Source organism: Streptomyces sp. 7R007 (assembly GCF_054850255.1).
Genome location: NZ_JBTWMV010000071.1, coordinates 1 through 22,482 on the forward strand (window position 1 = coordinate 1; position 22,482 = coordinate 22,482).

Here is a 22,482-nt window from a genome sequence, read left to right on the forward strand (position 1 = left end):
TCCAGTCGGTGTTGCCGACGCCGGCCTTGCCGCCCTTCATCCAGTCCGGGGAGCAGCACAGGGTGACGACGGGGGTGCCGCCGGACTTGCGGATGAAGTCGATCCGGCGGTCCATCGCGGCGAAGTCGTAACGCCCCTTCACCGGCTCGGGGTTGTCCGCGCCCCACCCCATGAGCGCCTGGTCCTGCGGCAGGCCGCCGGCGTCGGAGAGCAGCTTCTCCACCCGGTCCGTGGCCGCCGGAGCGCCCTCGTCGGCGCTGTACTGCGTGTGCGTGAAGCCCCAGCCCACCTCGGGGCTGTCCTGGTTCTTCGGGGTGACCGGGGTGCCGTGCACCGTGGCGCCGTTCTTCGAGGTCCCCGCGGTGCTCGCACCGCTGTCCGGAAGCGTGTTGACCAGGGTCACGATCAGTGCGAGTGCGGCCACGCCCACGCCGAGCAGCGCGGTGAGCCGCCACCGCCGTGCCCCCGAAGTCCACCCATGACGTCCCATCGAGGGCAACAGTAATGGCGGGGGTCACAAGGAGGGCAGATGTCGTGAATGCACAACCCTGTAACAGGACGGAGCGACCGCAAGGGGATCATGCTGCCGGAATCCGACACACCCGGCGCACCGCGGAAACCGGGTGCGTCAGGCGCGTGCGTGCCGGATCATGGACGCCATGTCTGCGAACCCACACGACGCGCTGCCGATCCGGCTCACCGTCGACGACAGCGACTCGCCGTCCGACGTCGTCGACGCGCTGTTCCTCGGCCGCTTCGCGACGGGCGAGCAGCCGTACTCCCACGCGGCGAACATCGACCGCGTCCGCTCCGGGGCCACGCTGCTGCCGGCGGGCGCCCGCGTGCTGCGCGTCGCCCGCGACGACGACCGCAGCGCCACGCTCGCGGAGGGCGACGGCTGGACCGTACTGGTCTCCCGCTGGAACCGCGGCGCCGACGTCACGGTCACCGCGACCAGCGCCGAGCTCGCGAAGAAGGTCCTCGACCAGGCCACCGACGGCGCGGCCGACGAGCCCGAACCCCAGCCGGAGAACGTGACGATGGGCTTCTGGTACGTCTCCCCCCGGCGCGGCCCGCACCGCACCACCCGCCAGATCTCCGCCGGCACCTGGGACGACGTACGGGAGAACTACACGGCGCCGGTGGCGGACGCGATGGACCGCCTGATGAAGACGACCCCGGAGGACATCGCGGGCCGTCTTCTGCTCCTGCACGGCCCGCCGGGCACGGGCAAGACCTCGGCCCTGCGCACCCTCGCCCGCTCCTGGCGCGACTGGTGCCAGGTGGACTGCGTCCTCGACCCCGAGCGGCTCTTCTCCGACGTCGGCTATCTGATGGACATCGCCATCGGCGAGGAGGACGCCACGGGCAAGGGCCGCTGGCGGCTGCTCCTGCTGGAGGACTGCGACGAGCTGATCCGCGGCGAGGCCAAGCACACCGCGGGCCAGGCCCTCTCGCGCCTGCTCAACCTGACCGACGGCCTGCTCGGCCAGGGCCGCAACGTGCTGGTGGGCGTGACGACCAACGAGGACCTGGAGCGCCTCCACCCGGCCGTCGTCCGTCCCGGCCGCTGCCTGGCCCGCATCGAGGTGGGGCCGCTGACCCGCCGGGAGGCGGTGAACTGGCTCGGCACCGAGGAGGGCGTGGGCCGCGACGGGGCCACGCTGGCCGAGCTGTACGCCCTGCGCCGGGGCACCTCGCCGACGACGCTGCCGGAGCCGCGGGAGGGGACGGACGCGGGGTTGTACCTGTAGTGCTTTGATGGACGGTATGACCCTGTTCGTCGGGACCTCGGGGTGGCAGTACAAGGACTGGCGGGGTGTGCTCTACCCCGCCGGGTGTCCGACGCGGCTGTGGCTGGAGGAGTACACGCGGCACTTCGCCACGGTGGAGATCAACAACGCGTTCTACCGCCTGCCGGCGCGGGAGACCTTCGAGGCGTGGCGGGAGCGGGTGCCGCGGGACTTCACGGTCGCGGTCAAGGCCAGCCGCTTCCTCACGCACATCAAGCGGCTGCGGGATCCCGAGGAGCCGGTCGACCGCCTGATGACGCACGCGGCGGGCCTCGGCGACCGGCTGGGCCCGGTCCTCCTCCAGCTCCCCCCGACCCTCAAGGCCGACGCCGGCCTCCTCGACGCCTGCCTCGCCTGCTTCCCGCCCGGCACCCGGGTGGCGGTGGAGCCACGACACGACTCCTGGTGGACGCCCGAGGTACGGAAGGTCCTGGAGGCCCGCGCCGCGGCCCTGTGCTGGGCGGACGTCCTCTCCCGCCCGTCGACCCCGCTGTGGCGCACGGCCGACTGGGGCTACGTCCGCTTCCACCAGGGCCGCGCACGGGCGTGGCCGCACTACGGCCGGCAGGCGCTGGAGACGTGGGTGGAACGGATCACGCGGACCTGGAGCGCCGACGAGGACGTCTACGCGTACTTCAACAACGACCCGACGGGGGCGGCGGTGCGGGACGCGACGGTGTTCGCGAAAGCGGCCCGCACGAGGGATCTAAGGGTCACACGAACCCCTTGAAGCGTCCGCGGACGTTTGTTCACGCCGCTGACGTTTCGCCCTCCGCCGCTTGCCCGGTGCCATTCGCGCCGCTGACGTTCCGACCTCCGACGCTTGGCGCGCTGACGTTTGGGCCTCTGGCGTTTGGCCCGGTGACGCTTGGGCCTCTGGCGTTTGGCCCGGGGACGCTTGGGCCTCTGGCGTTTGGCCCGGGGACGCTTGGATCGGTGATGTTCGGTTTGCTGGTGTTTGGTCCGCTGGTGTTTTGTCCGCCGCAGCGGCGGTCGGCCACGGCGGCGCGATCCGGCGGTGTCCGACCCGGGTCAGTCCTTGCCGTATCCCGCTCGCAACGCGTCACGGACGGCCGCCAACGCGTCGTCCTCCGTCAGCCCCAGCCGCCGAGCCCGCTCCACGTACGCCTGCGCGGCCGACGCCAGCTCCCGTTCCGCCGCGGAGCCCGCCGCGGCCACGTACGTGCCGTTGCGCCCCCGCGTCTCGATCACCCCGTCACCCTCCAGCGCCCGGTACGCCTTGGCCACCGTGTTCGCCGCCAGCCCCAGCGACTCCGCCAGCCCCCGCACCGTCGGCAACCGGTAGCCCACCGGCAGCACCCCGGTCCGCGCCTGCTCGGAGATCTGCGCCCGCACCTGCTCGTACGGCGCCGCACTGTCGTCGATGTGGATCTTCAAGGTCACGGCACGATTGTCCCGCACCCGCCGGAAAATGAGAGGCACCCCCGCACACCCCCCGCGTACCGTGCCCCCACATGACAGTGATCGTGCGTGACCTCCGTCCGGACGACCGGGCCGACGTGGAGGCCTTCGCCCACGTACGGCACCTCGCCCTGCCCCACATCCTGTGGACCGCGGACGCCATACTGCACCGCCTCGTCCGCACCCACCCCGACGCCCGCTTCCGCTCCCTCGTCGCGGAGGAGGACGGCGAGGTGATCGGCACGGCCCAGGTGCAACTGGCCCACGACAGCCCGGAACCCGGCCTCGGCATGCTCAACATCTACGTGCACCCCGAGCACACCCGCCGCGGTGCGGGCGACCTCCTGGTACGCGCCTCCGAGGCGCACCTGACCGACAACGGCGCGCGGAAGCTGTACGCCTGGGTCCTGGACGAGCCGGGCAACCGGGCGTTCGCCGAACGCCACGGCTACCGGGCCCGCCGCTCCGCCCACTTCCTGCGCCTGGACCTCACCACCGCCGCCCTCCCGCCGCTCGCGCCCCCGCCCTCCGGCGTCGAGTTGCGCAGCGCCGCCGACCTCGCCGACGACCCGCGCCCGCTGTACGAGCTGGACGCGGAGACGGCCTCGGACGAACCGAGCGACGTGGACACCGAGTTCACCGACTACGGGAACTGGATCGAGGAGGTCTGGCGGCACCCGCTGCTCGACCGGGAGCTGACCACGGTCGCGTTCGTCGAGGGCCGCCCCGCCGCGTTCAGCCTGGCCTGGAGTGACGCCGCCACCGGCCGTTACGCCACCGCCATGACCGGTACCGCCCGTGCCTACCGCGGCCGGGGCCTGGCCAAGCTCGTCAAGAACGACTCGCTGCACCGCGCCCGCGCGGCCGGCTTCACCCGGGCACTCACCGGCAACGACGCCGGGAACGGCCCGATGCTCGCGATCAACAAGTGGTTCGGATACGAGATCTGCGCGACGGAGGTCCGGTATGTCCGCGAACTCGGCTGACCCGGCACGCCGGCTGGACGTCGTCCTGGTCAAGGCGGGCCGTACGAAGCTCCGTTACCCGGCCCGGCTGCTGAGCGACGACGGCACCCGCGTCGTCGTCCGGGCGCCCTTCGCGGGCGGCGAGCCCCGCGACTTCGGCTTCGTGCGCTTCGAGGCCGGGGACGTCTTCACCGAGTACTACTGGCGGGACCGCTGGTACGCGGTGAAGGAGCTGCGCGACTCCTCGGGCACGCTCAAGGGCTGGTACTGCGACATCGCCCGCCCGGCCGTGCTCTGCGGTGCCGAGCTGGTCGTCGAGGACCTCGACCTGGACCTGTGGCGCTCCGCCGACGGGCGGGACGTACGGCGCCTGGACGAGGACGAGTTCGCCGACAGCGGTCTGTCGCGGACGGATCCGCGGGCGGCGGCGGCCGCGGTGGCGGCGCTGGACGAACTGGAGACGCTGGCCCGCGAGGGCGGCTTCGAGGCGCTGCTGGCGTGAGCCGCGGCACGAGCCGACGCTTCCGCGCCCCTGGCACCCGCGCCCTCACACCACCGCCACCACCGCATAGCGCTCGTCCGGCACGTCGCCGCCCCACAGCAGGGTGTCCTGCGACAGCCGTTCCACCCGCACCTCGCTGGCGAGCGGGGTGACGAGGGCGGTGAGGGTGTCGGCCGGTATGCCGACCGGCGTCACCGTCCCCCACACCCCCTCGACCAGCACGAGCCGCCCTCCCGGCCGCAGCAGACCGCGCCAGTGCCGCAGTGCGCGCCCCGGGTCGGGCAGCGCCCACAGCACGTGCCGTACGAGCACGACGTCGAAGCGCTGCTCCCCCACCGGTGGCGCCGCCGCGTCACCGAGCAGGAACACCGCGTCACGGCCGGCCAGCTTCGCTCTCGCCCGGTCGACCATCGCCGCGGAGGCGTCCACGCCGGTGACGCGGTGTCCCTGCTCGGACGCGAGGAGCGACAGGCTGCCCGTGCCGCAGCCGAGATCGAGGACGTCGCTCGCCCGCGCGGGCAGCCAGGAGGCGAGCCGCGCGGCCCACGCCCGGCGCACCCGCGGGTCCCGCAGGCCGTGGTCCGGTTCGTCGTCGAAGGTGGCGGCCTGGGCGTCCCAGTCCACGTCCGCCCCGGTCAGACGCTCGATGTCATCCGTCATGAGCCCAAGAGTGACACCCGCCACTGACAACCGAATCGTGACAGCCGCCACTGACAGACCCCGACCGATGAGTCACTCTCCCCGAACGGGTCTATCTCCGTGAGAACGCGGGAACTCGATAGACCCTGAAGGAGGCAGCCATGCGCCGTACAACCGTGCACAAGCCCCTGAAGAAGACGGACGCCCGCCGGGTCCGCGAGGAGGCCGACGAGCGTCCCGCCGGGCGGCCGGAGGTGCGCAAGGACATCGCACGAACATGGTGGCCGGACGGCTGACGGCGGTCAGTTGAGCCGCTTGCGGTAGTGGACGCGGTCGTAGGGACCGTCCACACGCCGCTCCACGACCTCGTACCCGTACTTCGGATAGATCTTCTGGTTCTCCCACATCAGGGCGTTCGTGTAGAGCCTGACCTCGGGCAGGCCGAGGGCACGCGCGCGTGCGTCCACGAACCCGAGCAGCCGCCGTCCCACGCCCGTGCCGTGCGCGTCGGGGTGGACGGCGATGCTGTCCAGGAACAGATGGTCGTCGTGCGCCTCCAGCACGACGAGCCCGACGACGGGCCGCCCCGTCACGAACACCTTCCCCGCCGCCACGTCCGCCGCGTGGTCCGCCTCCATGGGCACCGGCACCACCCCGATCCGCTCGATGTAGGGGTGGTAGGCGGCGTCGGTCACGGCCTTCACCGCGGGGACGTCGGCGGCGACGGCGGGCCGGATCTCGTGCTCTTCCATGCCGTGCACGGTACGTACCTGATCCCAGCCTGAGCACTCCCTTAACGCGAGCATAAGGATCTCCACCACCCGCCCTCAGCAGGCGATTTCACGGTTTCTTGGGGATGGCTTCCGATCACCGCAACCGCCCCGAGGAGACTCCCCATGCCCGCACCCCGCCGTCGCACGGCCGCCGCCGTCGCCGCCCTCGGCGCGGCCCCGTTCGTCCTGACCGCGCTGGCCGCCGCCCCGGCGTCGGCGCACGGCACGATGGGCGACCCGGTCAGCCGGGTGGCGCAGTGCTACGCGGAGAACCCGGAGAGCCCTGCCTCCGACGCGTGCAGGGCCGCGGTGGCGGCCGGCGGCACGCAGGCGCTCTACGACTGGAACGGCATCCGCATCGGCGACGCGAACGGGCGCCACCAGGAGCTGATCCCGGACGGCAGGCTGTGCAGCGCGAACAACGACGAGTTCAAGGGCCTGGACCTGGCCCGCGCGGACTGGCCGGCGACGAGCGTGCGCAGCGGGTCGTACACCTTCAAGTACCGCGTGACCGCCCCGCACAAGGGCACCTTCACGGTGTACCTCACGAAGCAGGGCTACGACCCGACCCAGCCGCTGGCCTGGTCCGACCTGGACCTGGCACATCCCGTGGCGACGGCCACCGACCCGGTCGCCGCGGACGGTTTCTACACGTTCTCCGGCACGCTTCCCGAGCGTTCCGGCAGGCAGCTGCTGTACGCGGTCTGGCAGCGCTCGGACAGCCCGGAGGCGTTCTACTCCTGCTCGGACGTCACCTTCGGCGGGACCGTCGGCGCTTCGGGCGGTTCCTCGCCGGCGCCCACCGCCTCCGCGCCCTCCGACGAGCAGATCGAGGCCGGTGCCGGCAAGTCGACGGTCGAGCACCACGGGCACGGTGACCAGGACGCGCGGACCTCCGCGGAACCCACCACGGCCAACACGCCGGAGGCGGACGGCCGGGTGCAGGAGCTGGCGGAGACGGGCGGCGACGGCACCACCCCGTATCTCGCCGTGGGCGGGGCGGCGGCCCTGGCCCTGGGGTCGGCGGCGCTGTTCGCCTCGGTCCGCCGGCGCGCCCGCTAGCGCGCCGACGGGGGGCGGGGCCTGTCCGGCGGCTCAGGTCGGACAGGCCCCGAAGGGCGTCAGCTCAGCACCGACGCGCAGGTGGTCGTGGTGGCGTGGGCCGGGTCGAGCGCGTTGGCCACCTCGTGGAAGGCGATCCGGTCGGTGAGACCGATCAGGACGTGCTCGGAGAGGTCGAGCGAGCACAGGTTCTGCAGCAGCACGTTGCGCACGTCGGCACCGGTCAGGAACTGGCTGCTGTACGGCGTGACCACCTCGTCGTACTTGGTGGCGATGACCGTGTAGTGGACGCCGGGGACGGTGTCGCCGCCGGCGTTGAGCTTGGTGAGGAAGGCGGAGCCGGCGATCTGGTCGGCGAGGCCGGGGGTGGTGGCGGAGATCAGGTCCTGGGCGCCGGGGAAGTACGGCAGGAGGCCGGTCAGTCCGTCCAGGGTGGTGCCGTGGTTGTCGGGGGCGATGCCGACGAGGGCGTTCACCTTGGCGGCCCCGCCGAGGAACTTCAGGTAGTAGCGGGGCATCAGGCCGCCCTGGGAGTGGCCGACGAGGTCGGCCTTGGCGGCGCCGGTCGCGGCGAGCACCTTGTCGACGAAGGCGGAGAGCTGCTCGGCCGACTTGTCGATGGGGCCGAGGCCGTAGAAGACGGGGACGCCGGAGAGCCGGCCGTAGTCGAGGGAGAAGACGCAGTAGCCGCGGCTCTCCAGGTAGGGCGCGAGGGACAGCCAGTTGTCGACGGAGTTGCCGAGGGTGCCGTGGACGAGGACGACGGGGCGGGGGTGGGCGGCGGACGGCTTGCAGGAGTAGTCGTTCCAGCCGGTGCTGGGAGCGTCGGAGGCGTGGGCGGCGGTGGCGGCGGGGACGCTGACGGCGGCGGCGAGCAGCAGCGCGGTCAGGGGTCTGAGCAGGCGTTTCCAGGGCAGCATCGGGTGATCTCCTTGCGGCTCAAGGGAGGTACGACGGCCTTACGCCCTGTGATCCGGATCACGAAGGATGCTGTTCACTCGTCAAGTTACGAGCGAGTAGTGCAACTGTGAAGTTACGCGTCAGTAAAAACTTCCAGTGATAACTGACTTCCGAGTAGCCACTGATGAACCGTCACCAGGCGGGCCTGATGGGACCAGAGGGCGCGATACGTGCCAACCTCTCCCACAACGCCCGCACTTCGCCCTCCCCGAGCACCCCGGCCCACTCCGCCACCACCTCCGCGGCCGCCGCCTCCGCGGCCCGGGTGCAGGCCCACCCCCGCTCGGTCAGCACCACGAGCCGCGCCCGCGCGTCCCCGGGATGCGCCCGCCGCTCGGCGTACCCCTTGCGCACGATCTCGTCCACGAGCTGACTGGCCGCCTGCTTGGTCACCCCGAGATGGACGGCGAGCTCGGTCACCGTCGCCCCGTCCGGGGCCATGCGCGCGAAGGCGAACCCGTGCGCGGGCCTGATCCCCTCGAAGCCGCGGGCGAGCACGCCCTCGTCGACACGTCGCGTGAGCTCGCCCGCGACGGCGAGCAGGGTGGCGGTCAGGGCCATGGCCTCGGAGTTGTGCACGAGGGCATTGAAACACCCTTGACGAAATGGTCAAGCAGCTTGACCATAGGGCGAGCATGACAGTCAAGCAGCTTGACCATTTACGGCCTCGGAGGTCACCCATGCCCGTCGTCCACGCGTCCGAAGCGGTCACCCACGAGATCCACGGCGTCCGCTTCGTCTCGTACGCCGGCCCCCGCACCGGGGGCAAGGAGCTGTGCGCCTGGCGCGGGGAGATCCCGCCCCGCACCAAGGCACCCCTCCACATCGTCAGCCGCGAGGAGATCTTCCATCTGCTCGTCGGCGAGCTGCTCGTCACCCTCGACGGCCGTACCGAGCGCGTCGGCGCGGGCGACACGGTGATCGTCAACGCCGGTGCCACCCTCACCATCGAGAACCCCACCGACCAGACCGCGATCTCGTGGGTGACCACGTCCCTGGGACTGGAGGCGGAGCTGGCGGACGGCAGCCGGATCACCCCGCCGTGGGCCAACTGAGCGGCCCGCCTACGCCGCCAGCGTTCCCGGGAGCACCGCCCGTGGCCCGAACTTCGCCCGCACCCGGTCCGCGACCTCCTCCACCCGGCGGACCTTCTCGTCCACGGGGTCGAAGGTGAGCTGGTGGGAGGCCTGTTCGGCGGGGCCGAGGTCCTCGGCGCGCAGCAGGACCGCGCGGACCCGGGCCCGCTGCAGGCCGAGCGCTTCGTACATGCCGTACGCCGTCCTCGTCAGGGCGGCGGAGTGCGCGGTCGGCTCCTTCAGGGTGCGGGTACGGGTCGTCGCCGAGCGGTCGGCGTAGCGCACGGTGAGGGTGAGCGTGCGGCAGACCTTGTCGAGGGCGCGCAGCCGGGCGCCCAGCTCCTCGGCGGCCGACAGCAGGGCGCGGCGGTGCCGGTCCGGGTCCAACTCGTCGCGGGTGAAGGGGCGTTCGGCGACGAGGGAGCGGGAGACGCCGTTCGGGACGACCCGGCCGCGGTCGATCCCGTTCGCCTTCTCGTGCAGCTCGCGGCCGGCCCGCGCGCCGACCAGGCGCTGGAGGGTGGACAGGGGGGCGGCGGCGACCCGGCCCAGGGTGTCCAGGCCGTACTCGCACAGGATGCGGGCGGTGGCCGCGCCGACGCCGGGCAGCGCGGTCACGGGCCGGTCGGCGAGGAACCCCCGGACGGCGTCGGCGTCGTCGGGCACCGCACACGTCACCCCGGGCCGGGCCTCGCCCAACGCCACGCGGGCCAGCATCGGGCCGGGCCCGGCGCCGATGGCGCAGTCGACGCCGTGCAGGGCGAGGGCGCGGACCCGGATCACCGACGCGAGTTCGACCGCGCCGCGCCCGAAGTACCGTTCGGCGCCCCGCAGATCGGCCAGCGCCGCGTCCGGTGGCAGCGCCTCCACCACCGGCGTGAACTCCTCCAGCAGTCCGAGCAGTTCCGGCAGGGCCGCCTCGGACTCCGGCGGCAGCTGGAAACGTACGCACACGATGGTCATCCCGCACTCCCCGGACTCTGGTGCCACAACTTCCTTCCCACCGCGGGCCCTTCACCCGCGGGGCGCAGATCCGCCCAGGGGTGCATCTCGTACCCCGTGGGCATGCGGATCTTCCGGTCCTCCATCGGGTCGCGGGCCGCTGAGCCCGCGGGCGCCGGCCGTCCGTCCGAACCGGCCAGCCGGGCCGGCGACGCGCCACCGCCGTCCGCCGGCCCGGAGCCGTCCGCCGCGGGCGGCAGCGCGAGCCGGGCCGCGACCCCGTCCAGCCCTTCCGCCCTGCGCACCTCCAGCAGTTCCGCGAGGTTCCAGGCGGCGGCGCCCACCACGCTGAGGCTGCGCGGGCCGCGCCGCTGCACCACTCCGCGCACCAGCAGCAGCCAGGAGTGGAAGACGGTGTGCGCGCAGGCGTCGTGGGAGTCGTCGAAGAAGGCGAGGTCGACCAGGCCCGTGCCGTCGTCCAGCGTGGAGAAGATGACCCGCTTGCCGGAGCGGATCGGCGGGGTCTGGGTGGCCGCCTTGGCGCCCGCGACCAGCACGGTCTCCCCGTGCCGCGCCTCCCGCAGCCGCCGCGCCGACACCACGCCCAGCTCGTCGAGGAAGGCCCGGTGATCGTCCATCAGATTGCGTGAGGCGTCCATCGACAGCACTCCCAGCTCGGCACTGAGCTTCTCGGCGGAGGACAGGTCGGGCAGCCCGGCCGACGCGGTCTTCCGGCCGCCCGCCAGCGGGAGTTGGCCGCCGCCCGCGCCCCGGGCGCCCCGGTGCAGTTCGGTCAGGTGCAGTTGCAGGTCACGGCGGTTGGCGCCGAAAGCGTCCAACGCGCCGACTTGCGCCAGCCGCCCGGCGAGGGGCCGGCTGGGCCGCGCCCGCTCCCAGAAGTCCAGCAGCGAGGCGTACGGCTGCCCCCGGGCGATCCGCTCCGCCTCGGCCTCGCTGATGCCGTGCACGTCACAGAGCGCCAGCCGCAGCCCCCACACCCTCTTCGACTCCTTTGATTCAGACACCAGTTCGATACGATGGTTGACCGCCGACCTGTTCACGTCCAACGGCAGGATCGGCACCCCGCGCCGCCGCGCGTCCGCCAGCAGCAGCCGCTTCGGGTACATGCCGGGGTCGTGCGTGAGCAGCCCGGCGTAGAAGGCGGCCGGGTGGTGCGCCTTCAGCCACGCCGACTGGTACGTCGGCACGGCGAAGGCGACCGCGTGCGCCTTGCAGAAGCCGTACGAACCGAAGGCCTCGACGATCTCCCAGGTGCGCTGAATCGTTTCTGCGTCATATCCGTTCGCCGCCGCGTGCTGCGCGAACCAGACCCTGATCCGCCCCTGCGACTCCGGGTCGGACAGCCCGCGCCGCACCCGGTCCGCCTCCCCGCGCCCGCAGCCGGTCATGATCGCGACGATGTCGATGACCTGCTCGTGGAAGACGACGACCCCGTACGTCCCCTTCAGCGGCTCCTCCAGGTCCGGGTGCGGATACCTGACGGGCGCCCGCCCGTGCCGCGCCTCGATGAACGGCCGCACCATGTCGGCGGCGACCGGACCGGGCCGGAAGAGCGAGATGTCGACGACGAGGTCGTGGAAGGTGGCCGGCTGCAACCGCCCCACCAGGTCCCGCTGGCCCGGCGACTCGATCTGGAAGCAGCCCAGGGTCTCGGTGGAGCGGATGAGGTGGTACGTCGCCGGGTCACCGGGCGCCAGCGCGTCCAGGTCGATCCGCTCCCCCGTGGCCCGCTCCACCTCGGCGACCGCGTGCGCCATCGCCGACTGCATCCGCACGCCCAGGACGTCGAGCTTGAGCAGTCCGAGGTCCTCGACGTCGTCCTTGTCGAACTGGGACATGGGCAGCCCCTCGCCGCTGGTCGGCACGACCGGCGTACGGCCGGGCAGGGAGGCGTCGGACAGCAGCACCCCGCACGGGTGCATGGCGACCCCGCGCGGAAGGGCGTCGAGGGCCTCGACCAGTTCCCACAGCCGTCCGTAGCGCTCCTTCTCCCCGGCCAGCGCCCGGAGTTCGGGCAGTTCGCCGAGGGCCGCGCGGGCGTCCCGGGCCCGGATGTGCGGGAAGGACTTGGCGACGCGGTCGATCTCGGCGGGGTCCATGGACAGGGCGGCCCCGACGTCCCGGATCGCGTGCCGCACCCGGTACGTCTCCGGCATCGCGACGGTCGCGACCCGCTCCTCGCCGAACCGGCGGATGATCGCGCGGTAGACCTCCAGCCGGCGCGCGGACTCCACGTCGATGTCGATGTCCGGCAGCACCACCCGCTCCTTGGACAGGAAGCGCTCCATTAGCAGCCCGTGCTCGACCGGATCGGCGTTCGCGATGCCGAGGAGGTGGTTGACCAGGGAGCCGGCGCCGGAGCCGCGGGCGGCGACCCGGATGCCCATCTCCCTTACGTCGTCGACCACCTGAGCAACCGTCAGAAAGTAGGAGGCGAAGCCGTGGTGGGCGATGATGTCCAGCTCGTGGTGCATCCGCTCCCAGTACGCGCGCCGGCCCGCGTACCCGTGCCGCACCATCCCCGCCGCCGCCCGCGAGGCCAGCGCCCGCTGGGCGGTGCGGCGGCCGGCGCCGACCAGGTGCGGTTCGGGGAAGTGGACGGTGCCCATGCCGAGGTCGTCCTCGGGGTCGACGAGGCACTCGGCGGCCGTGGCCTGCGTCTGTTCCAGCAGCCGGTGGGCGGCCTCGCGCCGGTACCCGGCCGCCTCGACGATCCGCTCGGCCGCCCGCAGCATGTCCTCGGCACCCTTGAGCCAGGCCTCCCCGGAGTCCAGCTCCCCGGCGCCGCCGACCGGGACCAGCCGGCGGGCCGCGTCCAGGACGTCGGCGACCGGGCCCAGGCCGGGGTCGGCGTAGCGCACGGCGTTGCCGAGCACCGGCCGGACGCGCTGTTCGGCGGCGAAGCCGAGGGTGCGGGCGGCCAGGCGCAGGGAGCCGGGGCCGGTGCCCTCGCGGCCGTGCCAGACGGTCTCCAGGCGCAGCGCGTCGCCGTAGACCTCCCGCCAGGGGGCGAGGAGCCGGGCCGCGCGGTCCGGGCGGCCCGCGGCGAGGGCGCGGCCGACGTCGGAGCCGGGGCCGAGCAGGACGGTCAGGCCGTCGGCGTGGTTGCCGGCCCAGGGCAGTAGCGGCAGGCCCTCGGCGGTGTGGGCGGCGGTGACGAGGCGGCACAGGTCGGCCCAGCCGCGGGCGCCGTCACGGGCGAGGAAGGTGACGCGGGGGGCCGACTCGTCGATGAAGGCGCCGCCGCGTACGGGGGTGCGGCGCCGTTCTCCTCGTCCGGGCCGTTCTCCTCGTACAGGCCGTTCTCCTCGTACGGACTCCGGCCCCGGTGCCGCCACCGCCAGCTCCACGCCGAACAGCGGCCGCACCCCCGCCCGGGCGCAGGCCTTGGCGAAGCGGACCGCGCCCGCGAGGGTGTCGCGGTCGGTGAGGGCGAGGGCGTCCATGCCCCGCTCGGAGGCGCGCTCGGCCAGCCGCTCCGGGTGTGAGGCCCCGTATCGGAGCGAGAACCCGGAGGCGGTGTGCAGATGGGTGAACCCCGGCACACGCACCTCCCGCACCTGACTCTCGAACGTCAGTTCCCAACATTCCCACCTCCACCATACCCCCTTTCTCGAACATGCGTACGACATCCGTTCGGACGCCTCCCACCTGCGCGGATGCCCGGCTGCCCGGACCGTGAGGACATGACTCAGAGGACCCCCTTCCTCGCCGAGGTGAAGGACGCCGTCACTCCGCGGGCCACCGTGCTCGTCCTCGGCGTGGTCGCCCTCCAGCTGCTGTTCATCGCCTCCTACGTGGGTGCGCTGCACCACCCGACGCCCAAGGACGTGCCCTTCGGTGTGGTCGCGCCCCAGGCCGCGGCGGGGCAGGCGGTGGCCCGGCTGGAGCGGCTGCCGGGTTCCCCGCTGGACCCGCGGGTGGTGGCCGACGAGGCGACCGCGCGGAAGAAGATCATGAACCGGGACATCGACGGGGCCCTGGTGATCCACCCGGCCCGGACGACCGACACCCTCCTGGTCGCCTCCGGCGGCGGCACCGCCCTCGCGACCACCCTGGAGAAGTACCTCACCACCCTGGAGGCCTCCCAGCAGCGGACGATCAGGACCGTGGACGTGGCGCCGGCGTCCTCGCAGGACTTCGACGGGCTGTCGTCCTTCTACGTGGTCGTGGGCTGGTGCGTCGGCGGCTATCTGTGTGCGTCGATCCTGGCGATCAGCACGGGCGCCCGGCCCGCCAACCCGCGCCGCGCGACGATCCGGCTGGCCGTCATGGCACTGGTGGCGGTCGTCGGCGGACTCGGCGGAGCGGTCATCGTGGGGCCGGTCCTGGGCGCGCTGCCCGGCAGCGTGCCGGCCCTGTGGGGGCTGGGCGCCCTGGTCACCTTCGCGGTGGGGGCGGCGACGCTGGCCCTGCAGGGGGTCTTCGGCATCGTCGGCATCGGCCTGGCGATCCTGCTCGTGGTGATCGCCGGCAACCCGAGCGCGGGCGGCGCCTTCCCGCTGCCGATGCTGCCGCCGTTCTGGAAGGCGATCGGGCCGGCGCTGCCGCCGGGCGCGGGGACGTGGGTGGCGCGGTCCATCGCGTACTTCGACGGCAACGACACGACCGCCGCCCTGCTGGTGCTGTCGGCATGGGCGGCGGCCGGGATCGTGGTCACACTGGGGGCGGCGGTGCTGCGGGCGAGGCGCCAGGGGACGCCCCGGCCGGCTCAGGCGCCGTAGTACGCCTTCCGCATCAGCTCCCGCATCTCGTCGATCATCGGCATCCGCGGGTTGGCGGGCGCGCACTGGTCGGCATAGGCGTTGAGGGCCTGCTGCGGCAGGGCGGCGAGGAACGCCTGCTCGTCGACGCCCTCCTCCTGGAAGGAGGCCGGGATGCCGCAGCGCTCGCGCAGTTCCTCGACCGCGCGGGCGTACGACTCCACGCCCTCCTCGGGGGTCGCGGCGGGCAGGCCCAGCATGCGGGCGATGTCCTGGTAGCGCTCGGGGGCGCGGTAGGTCTCGGCCTTGGGCCACGGGGTGGCCTTGTGGGTGACCTGGCCGTTGTGCCGTATGACGTGCGGCAGCAGCAGCGCGTTGGTGCGGCCGTGAGCGACGTGGAAGGTGTTGCCCAGGGTGTGCGCCATGGCGTGGACGAGGCCGAGGAAGGAGTTGGCGAAGGCCATGCCGGCGATGGTGGAGGCGTTGTGCATCCGCTCCCGGGCCTTCGGCGCCCTGGCGCCCTCCTTCACACAGGCCTCCAGGTTCTCGAAGATCAGCCTGATCGCCTGGAGGCACTGGCCGTCGGTGAAGTCGGAGGCGTAGACCGAGACGTACGCCTCCGTGGCGTGGGTCAGCGCGTCGAAGCCGGAGTCGGCGGTGACCGTCGGCGGGAGGTTCATCGCCAGGACCGGGTCGACGATCGCCACGTGCGGGGTGAGGGCGTAGTCGGCCAGCGGGTACTTCCGGGCGGCCTCGGGGTCGGAGATGACCGCGAAGGGGGTGACCTCCGAACCGGTGCCGGAGGTGGTCGGCACGGCGATCAGCCTGGCCTTCTCCCCCAGCTGCGGGAACTTGTAGGCCCGCTTGCGGATGTCGAAGAACTTCTCCTTGGTGTCCGCGAACTCGACCTCGGGCCGCTCGTACATCAGCCACATGACCTTCGCCGCGTCCATCGGCGAGCCACCGCCGAGCGCGATGATCGTGTCCGGGCCGAACTCCCGCATGGCGGCCGCGCCGGCGCGGACGGTGGCCAGCTCCGGGTTGGGCTCGACGTTGTCGATGTACTGCAACAGCACCGGCTCCTCACGGGAGTTGAGGATCTCGGTGACCCGGCGCACGAAGCCGAGCTGCTCCATCGTGCGGTCGGTGACGATGGTGACGCGGTGCACGTCGGGCATGGCCTTCAGATAGCGCAGGGCGCCCTTCTCGAAGTAGATCTTCGGCGGCACCTTGTACCACTGCATGTTGTTGTTGCGCCGCCCGATCCGCTTGATGTTGAGCAGGTTGACGGCGGAGACGTTGCCCGACACCGAGTTGTGCCCGTACGAGCCGCAGCCGAGGGTGAGCGAGGGCAGGAAGGCGTTGTAGACGTCGCCGATGCCGCCCAGGCTGGTCGGCGCGTTGACGATCACGCGGATCGCCTTGACCCGCTTGCCGAACTCCTCCGCGAGGTCCTCGTCCTCGGTGTGGATGGCGGCGGAGTGCCCGAGGCCGTCGAACTCGACCATCTGCGTGGCCAGGCGCAGCCCGTGCTCGGTGTCGTCGGCCTTCAGCGCGGCCAGCACCGGGGAGAGCTTCTCGCGGGTCAGCGGCTCGCGCTCGCCGACCTCCGCGCACTCGGCGACGAGGATGGAGGTGTCGTCGGGCACGGCGAACCCGGCCTGCTCGGCGATCCAGGCGGCGGACTTGCCGACGACCGCCGGGTTCAGCCTGGCGGCGGCGCAGTTGGCGCCCTGCGCGTCGGCCCCGAACAGGAACGCCTCCAGCTTCTCCTTCTCGGCGGCGGTGACGATGTGCGCGCCCAGCCGCCGCATCTCGGCGACCCCGGCCTCGTACACACCGCGGTCCAGGATGACCGCCTGTTCGGAGGCGCAGATCATGCCGTTGTCGAACGCCTTGGACAGGACGATGTCGTGGATCGCGCGGGCGAGGTCGGCGTCGGCGGCGACGTAGGCGGGCACGTTGCCGGCGCCGACGCCGAGGGCGGGCTTGCCGCACGAGTAGGCGGCCCGGACCATCGCGTTGCCGCCGGTGGCGAGGATGGTGGAGACGCCGTCGTGGTGCATCAGCAGCCGGGTCGCCTCCATCGAGGGCTCCTCGATCCACTGCACGCAGCCCTCCGGCGCGCCCGCCGCGATCGCCGCGTCGCGCACGATGCGGGCGGCTTCGGTGGAGCACTTCTGGGCGCTCGGGTGGAAGGCGAAGACGATCGGGTTGCGCGTCTTCAGGGCGATCAGCGCTTTGAAGACGGTGGTGGAGGTGGGGTTGGTGACCGGGGTCATCGCGCACACGACGCCGACGGGTTCGGCGATCTCGGTGATGCCGGTCAGTTCGTCGCGGTGGATCACGCCGACCGTGCGCAGACCGCGCATCGAGTGGGTGACGTGCTCGCAGGCGAAGATGTTCTTGACGGCCTTGTCCTCGAAGAGCCCGCGTCCCGTCTCCTCGACCGCCAGCCGCGCCAGCTCGCCGTGGGCGGCCAGCGCCGCGAGGGACGCCTTCTTCACGATGTGGTCGACCTGCTCCTGGTCGTACGACTCGAACCGGCCCAGCGCGTCGAGCGCGCCTTCGACCAGTGCGTTCACCCGGTCCACGACCTGCATGGCAGGCCTCCTCAATCACGGAGTTCGCTGACACCTCCATTCGACCCCGCCCCCGATCGATCATCGATCCGAGAACGGCCCCAGTGAGAGGAAGAAGGTCCCGGGCCTCCGCGCCGAAGGACCCAAGCCACCGCACTCCACGACCACCCCGGCCACCGCGCCCAGCGGTCACGCGCGCGCCCGCCGCCACCCGCAGCCGCCGACGGCGCTCAGCCCGCACAGGGGCCACCCGCACCCGTCAGCCGATCTCGCTCCCCGTGGCCGACAGGGCCTCCGTCACCGGCTGGAAGAACGTCTCCCCGCCGGAGGCGCAGTCCCCGCTCCCCCCGGACGTGAGTCCGATGGCCGCATCCCCGTCGAACAGCGGCCCTCCGCTGTCCCCCGGCTCCGCTACGCGCAAGTAACCCGTCATCGCCCGTAAGGACGACACCAGGCTTACTCCTGGCTTGAATTCGCCCCTCCGGTCGCCGGAGGAAGCTGCTGCTGCGCCTTCTCCAGGAACCTCAGCAGCTCCACCGGGAACGGAAGGACCAGCGTCGAGTTCTTCTCGGCCGCCACCGCCACCACCGTCTGCAGCAGCCGCAGTTGCAGCGCGGCCGGCTGTTCGGACATCTCCTTGGCCGCCTCGGCGAGCTTCTTCGACGCCTGCAGCTCCGCGTCCGCGTTGATGACCCGTGCCCGCCGCTCCCGGTCGGCCTCCGCCTGCCGGGCCATGGACCGCTTCATCGTCTCGGGCAGCGACACGTCCTTGATCTCCACCCGGTCGATCGTGACGCCCCACTCCACGGCCGGGCTGTCGATCATCAGCTCCAGCCCCTGGTTGAGCTTTTCACGGTTGGAGAGCAGGTCGTCCAGCTCGCTCTTGCCGATGATGGACCGCAGCGAGGTCTGCGCCATCTGCGAGACGGCGAACCGGTAGTCCTCGACCCGTACCACCGCCTCGGCCGGCGCGGTCACCTTGAAGTAGACGACGGCGTCCACCCGCACCGTGACGTTGTCCCGGGTGATGCCCTCCTGCGCGGGCACCGGCATCGTCACGACCTGCATGTTGACCTTCTGCAGCCGGTCGACGAAGGGCACGATCATCGTGAACCCCGGCTCCCGCACGTCGGACCGGAGCCGGCCGAGCCGGAACACCACGCCCCGTTCGTACTGTTTGACGACGCGCGCGGCCGCCATCACGTACACCGCTCCGGCCGACGCGAGGGTCACTCCCGCCGCCACCAGCTCCTCGACCATGCCGGCCCCCAGGGGACTGCGTCCTGCCTGTACGCCTACCGTGCCTGTGTGCGACTTCTGGCTGTACCTCGACGGTAACTCCGTCACCCGCACAAGAGGGAGCCCCCGCACGCCACTTGCGCGCGGGGGCCCACCGGACGGGACGCGTCAGCCGACGCTCACGCCGTAGTAGCTCAGCGCCTCGGTGACCGGCTGGAAGAAGGTCGTCCCGCCGGAGGTGCAGTTGCCGCTGCCGCCGGAGGTCAGACCGTAGGCGACCGTACCCGCGTAGAGCGGGCCGCCGCTGTCGCCGCCCTCGGCGCAGACCGTGGTCTGGATCATGCCGTAGACGATGTCGCCGCCGCCGTAGTTGACGGTCGCGTTCAGGGCCGTGACCCGGCCGCTGTGGGTGCCGGTGGTGGAACCGCGACGGTAGACCGTCGTGCCCACGCTCGGGGTGGCCGCGCTGGTGATGGTCTGGCTGCCGACCGCGCTCGGGTGCGCGATCGAGGAGTTGGTGTAGCGCACCAGCGCGAAGTCGTTGGTCGGGAAGCTGTAGCTGACGTTCGTGCCCAACACCGTGGTGTGACCCGAGTTCGAGTACCAGGTGGAGGCGACCTCACCGCAGTGTCCGGCGGTCAGGAAGTAGTACGTGCTCCCGCTGTGCACGTTGAAGCCGAGCGAGCATCGGTAGGAGCCGCCGTAGATGGCGTCGCCACCGGTGATCAGCGGTTTGAACTGGCCTGCCGTGCGCTTGATGGTGAGGGCGCCGGCGTTGCTGCCCGCGGCCCGCTTGATCTTGGCGATCTCGGCCTTGGAGACCGTGCTGTCGACGGTGACCAGGACCCGGTTGGTCTTGCTGTCGGTCGCCCAGGCGGTGCCCGGGACGTCGGCCTTGAGCACCGCGTTGCCGGCGCTCTTGAGCTGGGCGGTGCTGAAGGGGGTCGCGGTGGACGCGTTCGCGCTGGGGACCGCGATCGCGGCTGCTGCTACGAGTCCGGTGGTGACGGCGATCAGCCGGGTCCGTCTCGAAACACCACTGCGGGGGTTGGTGCGCTTGATCCTCACTTTTCGTTCCCTCCAAGGGAAGTCGGGGGCCCGCGTGGGGTCGGGGCCCGTGAGGCGCAGCCAGGAGTCGATGGTCCGGATTCCGGACACGTAATGCCCCTGACAAGCGCTGTGGGGGAGTATTCGGCCGAACGACCGGTCGGCGCAAGGGCGCCTTTCGGCCGTGCGGCTCTGTGCGGACTGTGCGGACTGTGCGGACTATGTGCGGTCCGGGTGAGTTGACCTGTCGTCAGGCACCGCTCGTACGAGCCGACGCTCCCCCCGCCCCGACCGCGACGCCCAGCGTATTCCCCGGCGGCGGGAAGGGGCAGACGCAGCGACCGGAGAATCCCCACGGCGACGGCAGCGCGCGGTTTTGCTGTCGGCGCCGTACAACGCCGAGCGGCGCCGGCTCGTCGGCGCGCGGGCCTCCCGCGAGTTGCGTCCCGGCAGCCCCGGCGGACGCGTCCTGCGGCTGAGCGCGCACGCGCGCGTGGTGGCCACCGGCGACCCGGGCTTCGACCCGATGGGCGCCGGGGAGCCGACGGTCGCCAAACACCCCACCTCCCCCGTGCCCGGGGAGCCGGAGGTCGCCTGCGACGGCGCCACCCGCGGCGACACCTGCCACCTGGACGTCGCTGTCAGCCGTCCGGCGAGTTCGAAGCCGGAGGTCCCCGCCCAGCCCGAGTCCGCGTTCGACGCCGTCGAGGCCCGTTGGGCGCCGGCCCCGAGTCGGCGCTTCCCGTCGGCGGTCAGGCCGTTCCGCGCCGCGGTGATCGACGCCACCGCCCCGCCGTCGACCGCCCAGGTCCCGCGGATGACCGGAAGCCGCCCGTCCGTTGTCATACCGTCATGCCGTCGAACCTGTCCTGGCGGAGCGTCAGGGCCCGGGTGTGCGACGCGGTGGTGTCGGTGCTGGGTCACGCGGCCGCCGGACGGGCGAGCGCGCCGAGGAACCGCAGGACCGTCCGTGCCGTCGCGTCGTTCTGCCGGAACGCGGGGCCGCCGGTGCGCGGCCGGGTGAAGGCGCCGGGGGTACGGCCGTCGGTGTACGGCCCGAGCGCGAACCGCCGGGGGTGCGGACGGCCGGCGCCGTCGAGGACGCGTCCGTCGGCGGGGTCCACCCGGAGCAGTCCGTCGGGGGTCTCGGCGGCGCCCTGGGCGTGCAGGTCGCGCAGCAGGGGGTCGCGGGCCCGGCCGACGGTGGGCTCGGGCAGCCGCGCCTCGACCAGCGCCCGCGCCTCGACGACGGCGCCCGGCACGGTGTCGCCGGAGGCCCGGAACACGCCGTCCGCGGCGGTGACGGTCATCCCGGCGCCCAGGAATCTCAGCACGCCGGCCCGGGACAGCGCGAGCATCTGCCGCAGCCGGGGTCCGGGCGGACCGGAGGCCAGATAGCTGAAGAAGCCGTGCCACCAGGGCCCGACGTCACCGAGCCTGACCAACTGCCCGTACACGGAGAGCAGTCCGAGGAAGACCGCCAGGTCCGGACTGTGGGCCGGGTCATGACGCCTGCTCAGATCCCCTTCCACATAAGCTCGCAGACCTTCTTGCAGCTCCTCGAACGAGCCGTACCGCACCCCGGCCAGTGGTCTGTCCAGTGCGGCCAGGTCCAGCCGGTCCGCCGGATCGGGCACGGCCGCCGCCACCAGCGCCCGTGTCTCCGCGCCGCTGCCGGCCGCCGCGTACTTCTCCTCGAAGTCGCCCCAGGCTCCCCGCGTCCGCTCCGGGTGGGCGGTGAACAGCCGGTGGTAGTGCGCGAACCCCAGCTCCTTCTCCACCAGCGGCCACACGTCCCGCCGGAAGTCGAAGCCGCCCGGCCGCCCGAGCAGCGTCCGCACCTCTTCCGGCCCGAAGAACCGGGGCAGCGGCGGCCGTTCACCGCTCCAGTCGTAACCGATCTTCGAGTGGTACGGCACTCCGCGCCGCGATCCGACGTACAGCACCGGCTCCCGTCCCGAGGGCACGTACACGTCCCCCTCGTACCGGCCGCCCCTGCCCTCCGTGAGCAGCACCATCAGGTCGACGAAGGCGAGCCCGAAGCCGCGCACGAGGACCGGCTCGCCGGCCCGGAGCGCGGACAGGTCGCTGTCGGCGGTGAAGTCCGGCGGCAGATGGACGAGGCCGTGGTCACGGGCGTACGACGCCAACCGCCGTTGCTCCTCGTCGGGTTCGGCGTCCAGGTGACCGAGCGCGAGGACCACGAGGTCGGCGACGAGCGGACTCGGCCGGCCCTCCAGCCACACCTGCTGGCGCCCCTCGCGCGGGCCGCTCACCCGCAGCGCGCGCCGCGGATGGTGGTGGACGGAGATCCCCGCGGGCAGCGCGGCGACGGCCCGCTCGTGGACCCAGCGCAGGTACGCCCCCTGGAGCTGCCGGTCGGCGAAGGTGCGGCCGTCGATACCGGCCCACTCGTGCAGCGTGGGGCCCTCGCGCACCGGGCCCTCCATGGCCACCGTCTCGTCGGTGAACATGGTGACGTCCTCGGCGTGCGAGTTCATCCACAGCAGCGGTGACTGCGCGGCCCGCCAGATGCGTCCGGCGCCCGGCGGATGCGGGTCGACGAGATGGATGTCGAGGCCGCTGCCGGCGTACAGCTCCGGCGCGTTGGCGGCGATGCGTTCGATGAGACCGGTGCCCCGCGGCCCGGCTCCGACGATCACCAGCGAGGGCCTCAGGGTGTGAGAAGGCATGCGAAGGCTCCGTGACGCGATGGTCGGGTGCCGCCTTCACACGGCCGCGCCTCAGGGCGCGGT

19 protein-coding genes and 3 pseudogenes are annotated in these 22,482 nt (G+C 72.4%); 9 read left to right on the forward strand and 13 right to left on the reverse strand.

Going from position 1 to position 22,482, the window contains the following annotated elements; genetic code table 11:
- A pseudogene (locus ACYF6T_RS41100) lies at positions 1-490 on the reverse strand (xylan 1,4-beta-xylosidase); the annotation flags it as partial.
- Between the two features lie 169 nt (positions 491-659).
- Here ACYF6T_RS41100 and ACYF6T_RS41105 point away from each other — a divergent pair.
- Positions 660-1,754, forward strand: coding sequence for a DUF5925 domain-containing protein (locus tag ACYF6T_RS41105; RefSeq protein ID WP_461703081.1), 1,095 nt, complete (start codon positions 660-662; stop codon positions 1,752-1,754).
- Between the two features lie 16 nt (positions 1,755-1,770).
- Positions 1,771-2,523, forward strand: a complete 753-nt coding sequence (locus ACYF6T_RS41110; RefSeq protein WP_461703082.1) for a DUF72 domain-containing protein — start codon at positions 1,771-1,773, stop codon at positions 2,521-2,523.
- Between the two features lie 302 nt (positions 2,524-2,825).
- Here the strand turns inward: ACYF6T_RS41110 and ACYF6T_RS41115 are convergent, their stop codons facing one another.
- Complete coding sequence (locus tag ACYF6T_RS41115; RefSeq protein WP_461703083.1) at positions 2,826-3,197, reverse strand: GntR family transcriptional regulator; 372 nt, start codon at positions 3,195-3,197, stop codon at positions 2,826-2,828.
- A gap of 71 nt (positions 3,198-3,268) precedes the next feature.
- On the opposite strand from ACYF6T_RS41115, the gene ACYF6T_RS41120 reads away from it, so the two are divergent.
- Both ACYF6T_RS41120 and ACYF6T_RS41125 read left to right on the forward strand, forming a co-directional pair.
- Positions 3,269-4,201 carry a GNAT family N-acetyltransferase gene (locus ACYF6T_RS41120; protein ID WP_461703084.1) on the forward strand — a complete coding sequence of 311 codons (933 nt, stop codon included), beginning with the start codon at positions 3,269-3,271 and terminating at the stop codon, positions 4,199-4,201.
- The gene (locus ACYF6T_RS41125; RefSeq protein ID WP_461703085.1) at positions 4,182-4,682 is read left to right on the forward strand and encodes a ribonuclease FAU-1 family protein; all 501 of its coding nucleotides are present in this window, start codon (positions 4,182-4,184) and stop codon (positions 4,680-4,682) included. Before ACYF6T_RS41120 ends, ACYF6T_RS41125 begins: the two co-directional genes overlap by 20 nt.
- 45 nt (positions 4,683-4,727) lie before the next feature.
- On the opposite strand, the gene ACYF6T_RS41130 is transcribed toward ACYF6T_RS41125, so the two are convergent.
- On the reverse strand, positions 4,728-5,342 hold the full coding sequence (locus tag ACYF6T_RS41130; protein ID WP_461703086.1) for a class I SAM-dependent methyltransferase: 615 nt from the start codon (positions 5,340-5,342) through the stop codon (positions 4,728-4,730).
- A 140-nt stretch (positions 5,343-5,482) separates the two neighbouring features.
- Between ACYF6T_RS41130 and ACYF6T_RS41135 the strand changes: the two genes are divergently transcribed.
- Complete coding sequence (locus tag ACYF6T_RS41135; protein WP_461703087.1) at positions 5,483-5,617, forward strand: hypothetical protein; 135 nt, start codon at positions 5,483-5,485, stop codon at positions 5,615-5,617.
- Positions 5,618-5,623: 6 nt separating this feature from the next.
- Here the strand turns inward: ACYF6T_RS41135 and ACYF6T_RS41140 are convergent, their stop codons facing one another.
- On the reverse strand, positions 5,624-6,073 hold the full coding sequence (locus ACYF6T_RS41140) for a GNAT family N-acetyltransferase (protein WP_461703088.1): 450 nt from the start codon (positions 6,071-6,073) through the stop codon (positions 5,624-5,626).
- Positions 6,074-6,217: 144 nt separating this feature from the next.
- Here ACYF6T_RS41140 and ACYF6T_RS41145 point away from each other — a divergent pair, with 144 nt between their 5' ends.
- Positions 6,218-7,156 carry a lytic polysaccharide monooxygenase auxiliary activity family 9 protein gene (locus tag ACYF6T_RS41145; RefSeq protein ID WP_461703089.1) on the forward strand — a complete coding sequence of 313 codons (939 nt, stop codon included), beginning with the start codon at positions 6,218-6,220 and terminating at the stop codon, positions 7,154-7,156.
- 59 nt (positions 7,157-7,215) lie between these two features.
- Here ACYF6T_RS41145 and ACYF6T_RS41150 read toward each other — a convergent pair whose 3' ends face one another.
- The gene (locus ACYF6T_RS41150) at positions 7,216-8,076 is read right to left on the reverse strand and encodes an esterase/lipase family protein (protein ID WP_461703090.1); all 861 of its coding nucleotides are present in this window, start codon (positions 8,074-8,076) and stop codon (positions 7,216-7,218) included.
- A gap of 172 nt (positions 8,077-8,248) precedes the next feature.
- Positions 8,249-8,695 carry a MarR family winged helix-turn-helix transcriptional regulator gene (locus ACYF6T_RS41155; protein WP_461703091.1) on the reverse strand — a complete coding sequence of 149 codons (447 nt, stop codon included), beginning with the start codon at positions 8,693-8,695 and terminating at the stop codon, positions 8,249-8,251.
- Positions 8,696-8,796: 101 nt separating this feature from the next.
- On the opposite strand from ACYF6T_RS41155, the gene ACYF6T_RS41160 reads away from it, so the two are divergent.
- Positions 8,797-9,171 carry a cupin domain-containing protein gene (locus ACYF6T_RS41160; RefSeq protein ID WP_461703092.1) on the forward strand — a complete coding sequence of 125 codons (375 nt, stop codon included), beginning with the start codon at positions 8,797-8,799 and terminating at the stop codon, positions 9,169-9,171.
- Between the two features lie 9 nt (positions 9,172-9,180).
- Here the strand turns inward: ACYF6T_RS41160 and ACYF6T_RS41165 are convergent, their stop codons facing one another.
- Complete coding sequence (locus ACYF6T_RS41165; protein WP_461703093.1) at positions 9,181-10,155, reverse strand: DNA polymerase Y family protein; 975 nt, start codon at positions 10,153-10,155, stop codon at positions 9,181-9,183.
- On the reverse strand, positions 10,152-13,700 hold the full coding sequence (locus ACYF6T_RS41170; RefSeq protein ID WP_461703106.1) for a DNA polymerase III subunit alpha: 3,549 nt from the start codon (positions 13,698-13,700) through the stop codon (positions 10,152-10,154). Before ACYF6T_RS41170 ends, ACYF6T_RS41165 begins: the two co-directional genes overlap by 4 nt.
- 141 nt (positions 13,701-13,841) lie before the next feature.
- On the opposite strand from ACYF6T_RS41170, the gene ACYF6T_RS41175 reads away from it, so the two are divergent.
- A complete protein-coding gene (locus ACYF6T_RS41175) occupies positions 13,842-14,879 on the forward strand; it encodes an ABC-2 transporter permease (protein WP_461703094.1) in 1,038 nt (345 codons plus the stop codon).
- On the opposite strand, the gene adhE is transcribed toward ACYF6T_RS41175, so the two are convergent.
- The 4 genes and pseudogenes from adhE to ACYF6T_RS41195 form a co-directional block, all read right to left on the reverse strand.
- Positions 14,867-17,461 (reverse strand): bifunctional acetaldehyde-CoA/alcohol dehydrogenase, encoded by a 2,595-nt coding sequence (gene adhE / locus ACYF6T_RS41180; protein WP_461703095.1) that lies wholly within the window; start codon positions 17,459-17,461, stop codon positions 14,867-14,869. The genes ACYF6T_RS41175 and adhE overlap by 13 nt on opposite strands.
- A 238-nt stretch (positions 17,462-17,699) precedes the next feature.
- Positions 17,700-17,852, reverse strand: a pseudogene (locus ACYF6T_RS41185) (trypsin-like serine protease); the annotation flags it as partial.
- A gap of 44 nt (positions 17,853-17,896) precedes the next feature.
- Entirely contained in the window at positions 17,897-18,700 is an 804-nt protein-coding gene (locus ACYF6T_RS41190; protein WP_461703096.1) for a slipin family protein, read from the reverse strand.
- A 147-nt stretch (positions 18,701-18,847) separates the two neighbouring features.
- Positions 18,848-19,747: a S1 family peptidase gene (locus ACYF6T_RS41195; protein WP_461703097.1), complete on the reverse strand. Its 900-nt coding sequence runs from the start codon at positions 19,745-19,747 to the stop codon at positions 18,848-18,850.
- A gap of 355 nt (positions 19,748-20,102) precedes the next feature.
- On the opposite strand from ACYF6T_RS41195, the pseudogene ACYF6T_RS41200 reads away from it, so the two are divergent.
- Positions 20,103-20,363: pseudogene (locus ACYF6T_RS41200) on the forward strand (gamma-glutamyltransferase family protein); the annotation flags it as partial.
- Positions 20,364-20,646: 283 nt separating this feature from the next.
- Here the strand turns inward: ACYF6T_RS41200 and ACYF6T_RS41205 are convergent.
- On the reverse strand, positions 20,647-22,419 hold the full coding sequence (locus tag ACYF6T_RS41205) for an FAD/NAD(P)-binding protein (protein WP_461703098.1): 1,773 nt from the start codon (positions 22,417-22,419) through the stop codon (positions 20,647-20,649).
- Positions 22,420-22,482 lie beyond the last annotated feature (63 nt).

What these genes read in the sequence shown, in the direction of transcription:
- ACYF6T_RS41105 (WP_461703081.1), top strand. Translation starts at nt 660, where the DNA reads ATGTCTGCGAACCCACACGACGCGCTGCCGATCCGGCTCACCGTCGAC.
- ACYF6T_RS41110 (WP_461703082.1), top strand. Translation starts at nt 1,771, where the DNA reads ATGACCCTGTTCGTCGGGACCTCGGGGTGGCAGTACAAGGACTGGCGG.
- ACYF6T_RS41120 (WP_461703084.1), top strand. Translation starts at nt 3,269, where the DNA reads ATGACAGTGATCGTGCGTGACCTCCGTCCGGACGACCGGGCCGACGTG.
- ACYF6T_RS41125 (WP_461703085.1), top strand. Translation starts at nt 4,182, where the DNA reads ATGTCCGCGAACTCGGCTGACCCGGCACGCCGGCTGGACGTCGTCCTG.
- ACYF6T_RS41130 (WP_461703086.1), bottom strand. Translation starts at nt 5,342, where the DNA reads ATGACGGATGACATCGAGCGTCTGACCGGGGCGGACGTGGACTGGGAC.
- ACYF6T_RS41135 (WP_461703087.1), top strand. Translation starts at nt 5,483, where the DNA reads ATGCGCCGTACAACCGTGCACAAGCCCCTGAAGAAGACGGACGCCCGC.
- ACYF6T_RS41140 (WP_461703088.1), bottom strand. Translation starts at nt 6,073, where the DNA reads ATGGAAGAGCACGAGATCCGGCCCGCCGTCGCCGCCGACGTCCCCGCG.
- ACYF6T_RS41145 (WP_461703089.1), top strand. Translation starts at nt 6,218, where the DNA reads ATGCCCGCACCCCGCCGTCGCACGGCCGCCGCCGTCGCCGCCCTCGGC.
- ACYF6T_RS41150 (WP_461703090.1), bottom strand. Translation starts at nt 8,076, where the DNA reads ATGCTGCCCTGGAAACGCCTGCTCAGACCCCTGACCGCGCTGCTGCTC.
- ACYF6T_RS41160 (WP_461703092.1), top strand. Translation starts at nt 8,797, where the DNA reads ATGCCCGTCGTCCACGCGTCCGAAGCGGTCACCCACGAGATCCACGGC.
- ACYF6T_RS41165 (WP_461703093.1), bottom strand. Translation starts at nt 10,155, where the DNA reads ATGACCATCGTGTGCGTACGTTTCCAGCTGCCGCCGGAGTCCGAGGCG.
- ACYF6T_RS41175 (WP_461703094.1), top strand. Translation starts at nt 13,842, where the DNA reads ATGACTCAGAGGACCCCCTTCCTCGCCGAGGTGAAGGACGCCGTCACT.
- adhE (WP_461703095.1), bottom strand. Translation starts at nt 17,461, where the DNA reads ATGCAGGTCGTGGACCGGGTGAACGCACTGGTCGAAGGCGCGCTCGAC.
- ACYF6T_RS41190 (WP_461703096.1), bottom strand. Translation starts at nt 18,700, where the DNA reads ATGGTCGAGGAGCTGGTGGCGGCGGGAGTGACCCTCGCGTCGGCCGGA.
- ACYF6T_RS41205 (WP_461703098.1), bottom strand. Translation starts at nt 22,419, where the DNA reads ATGCCTTCTCACACCCTGAGGCCCTCGCTGGTGATCGTCGGAGCCGGG.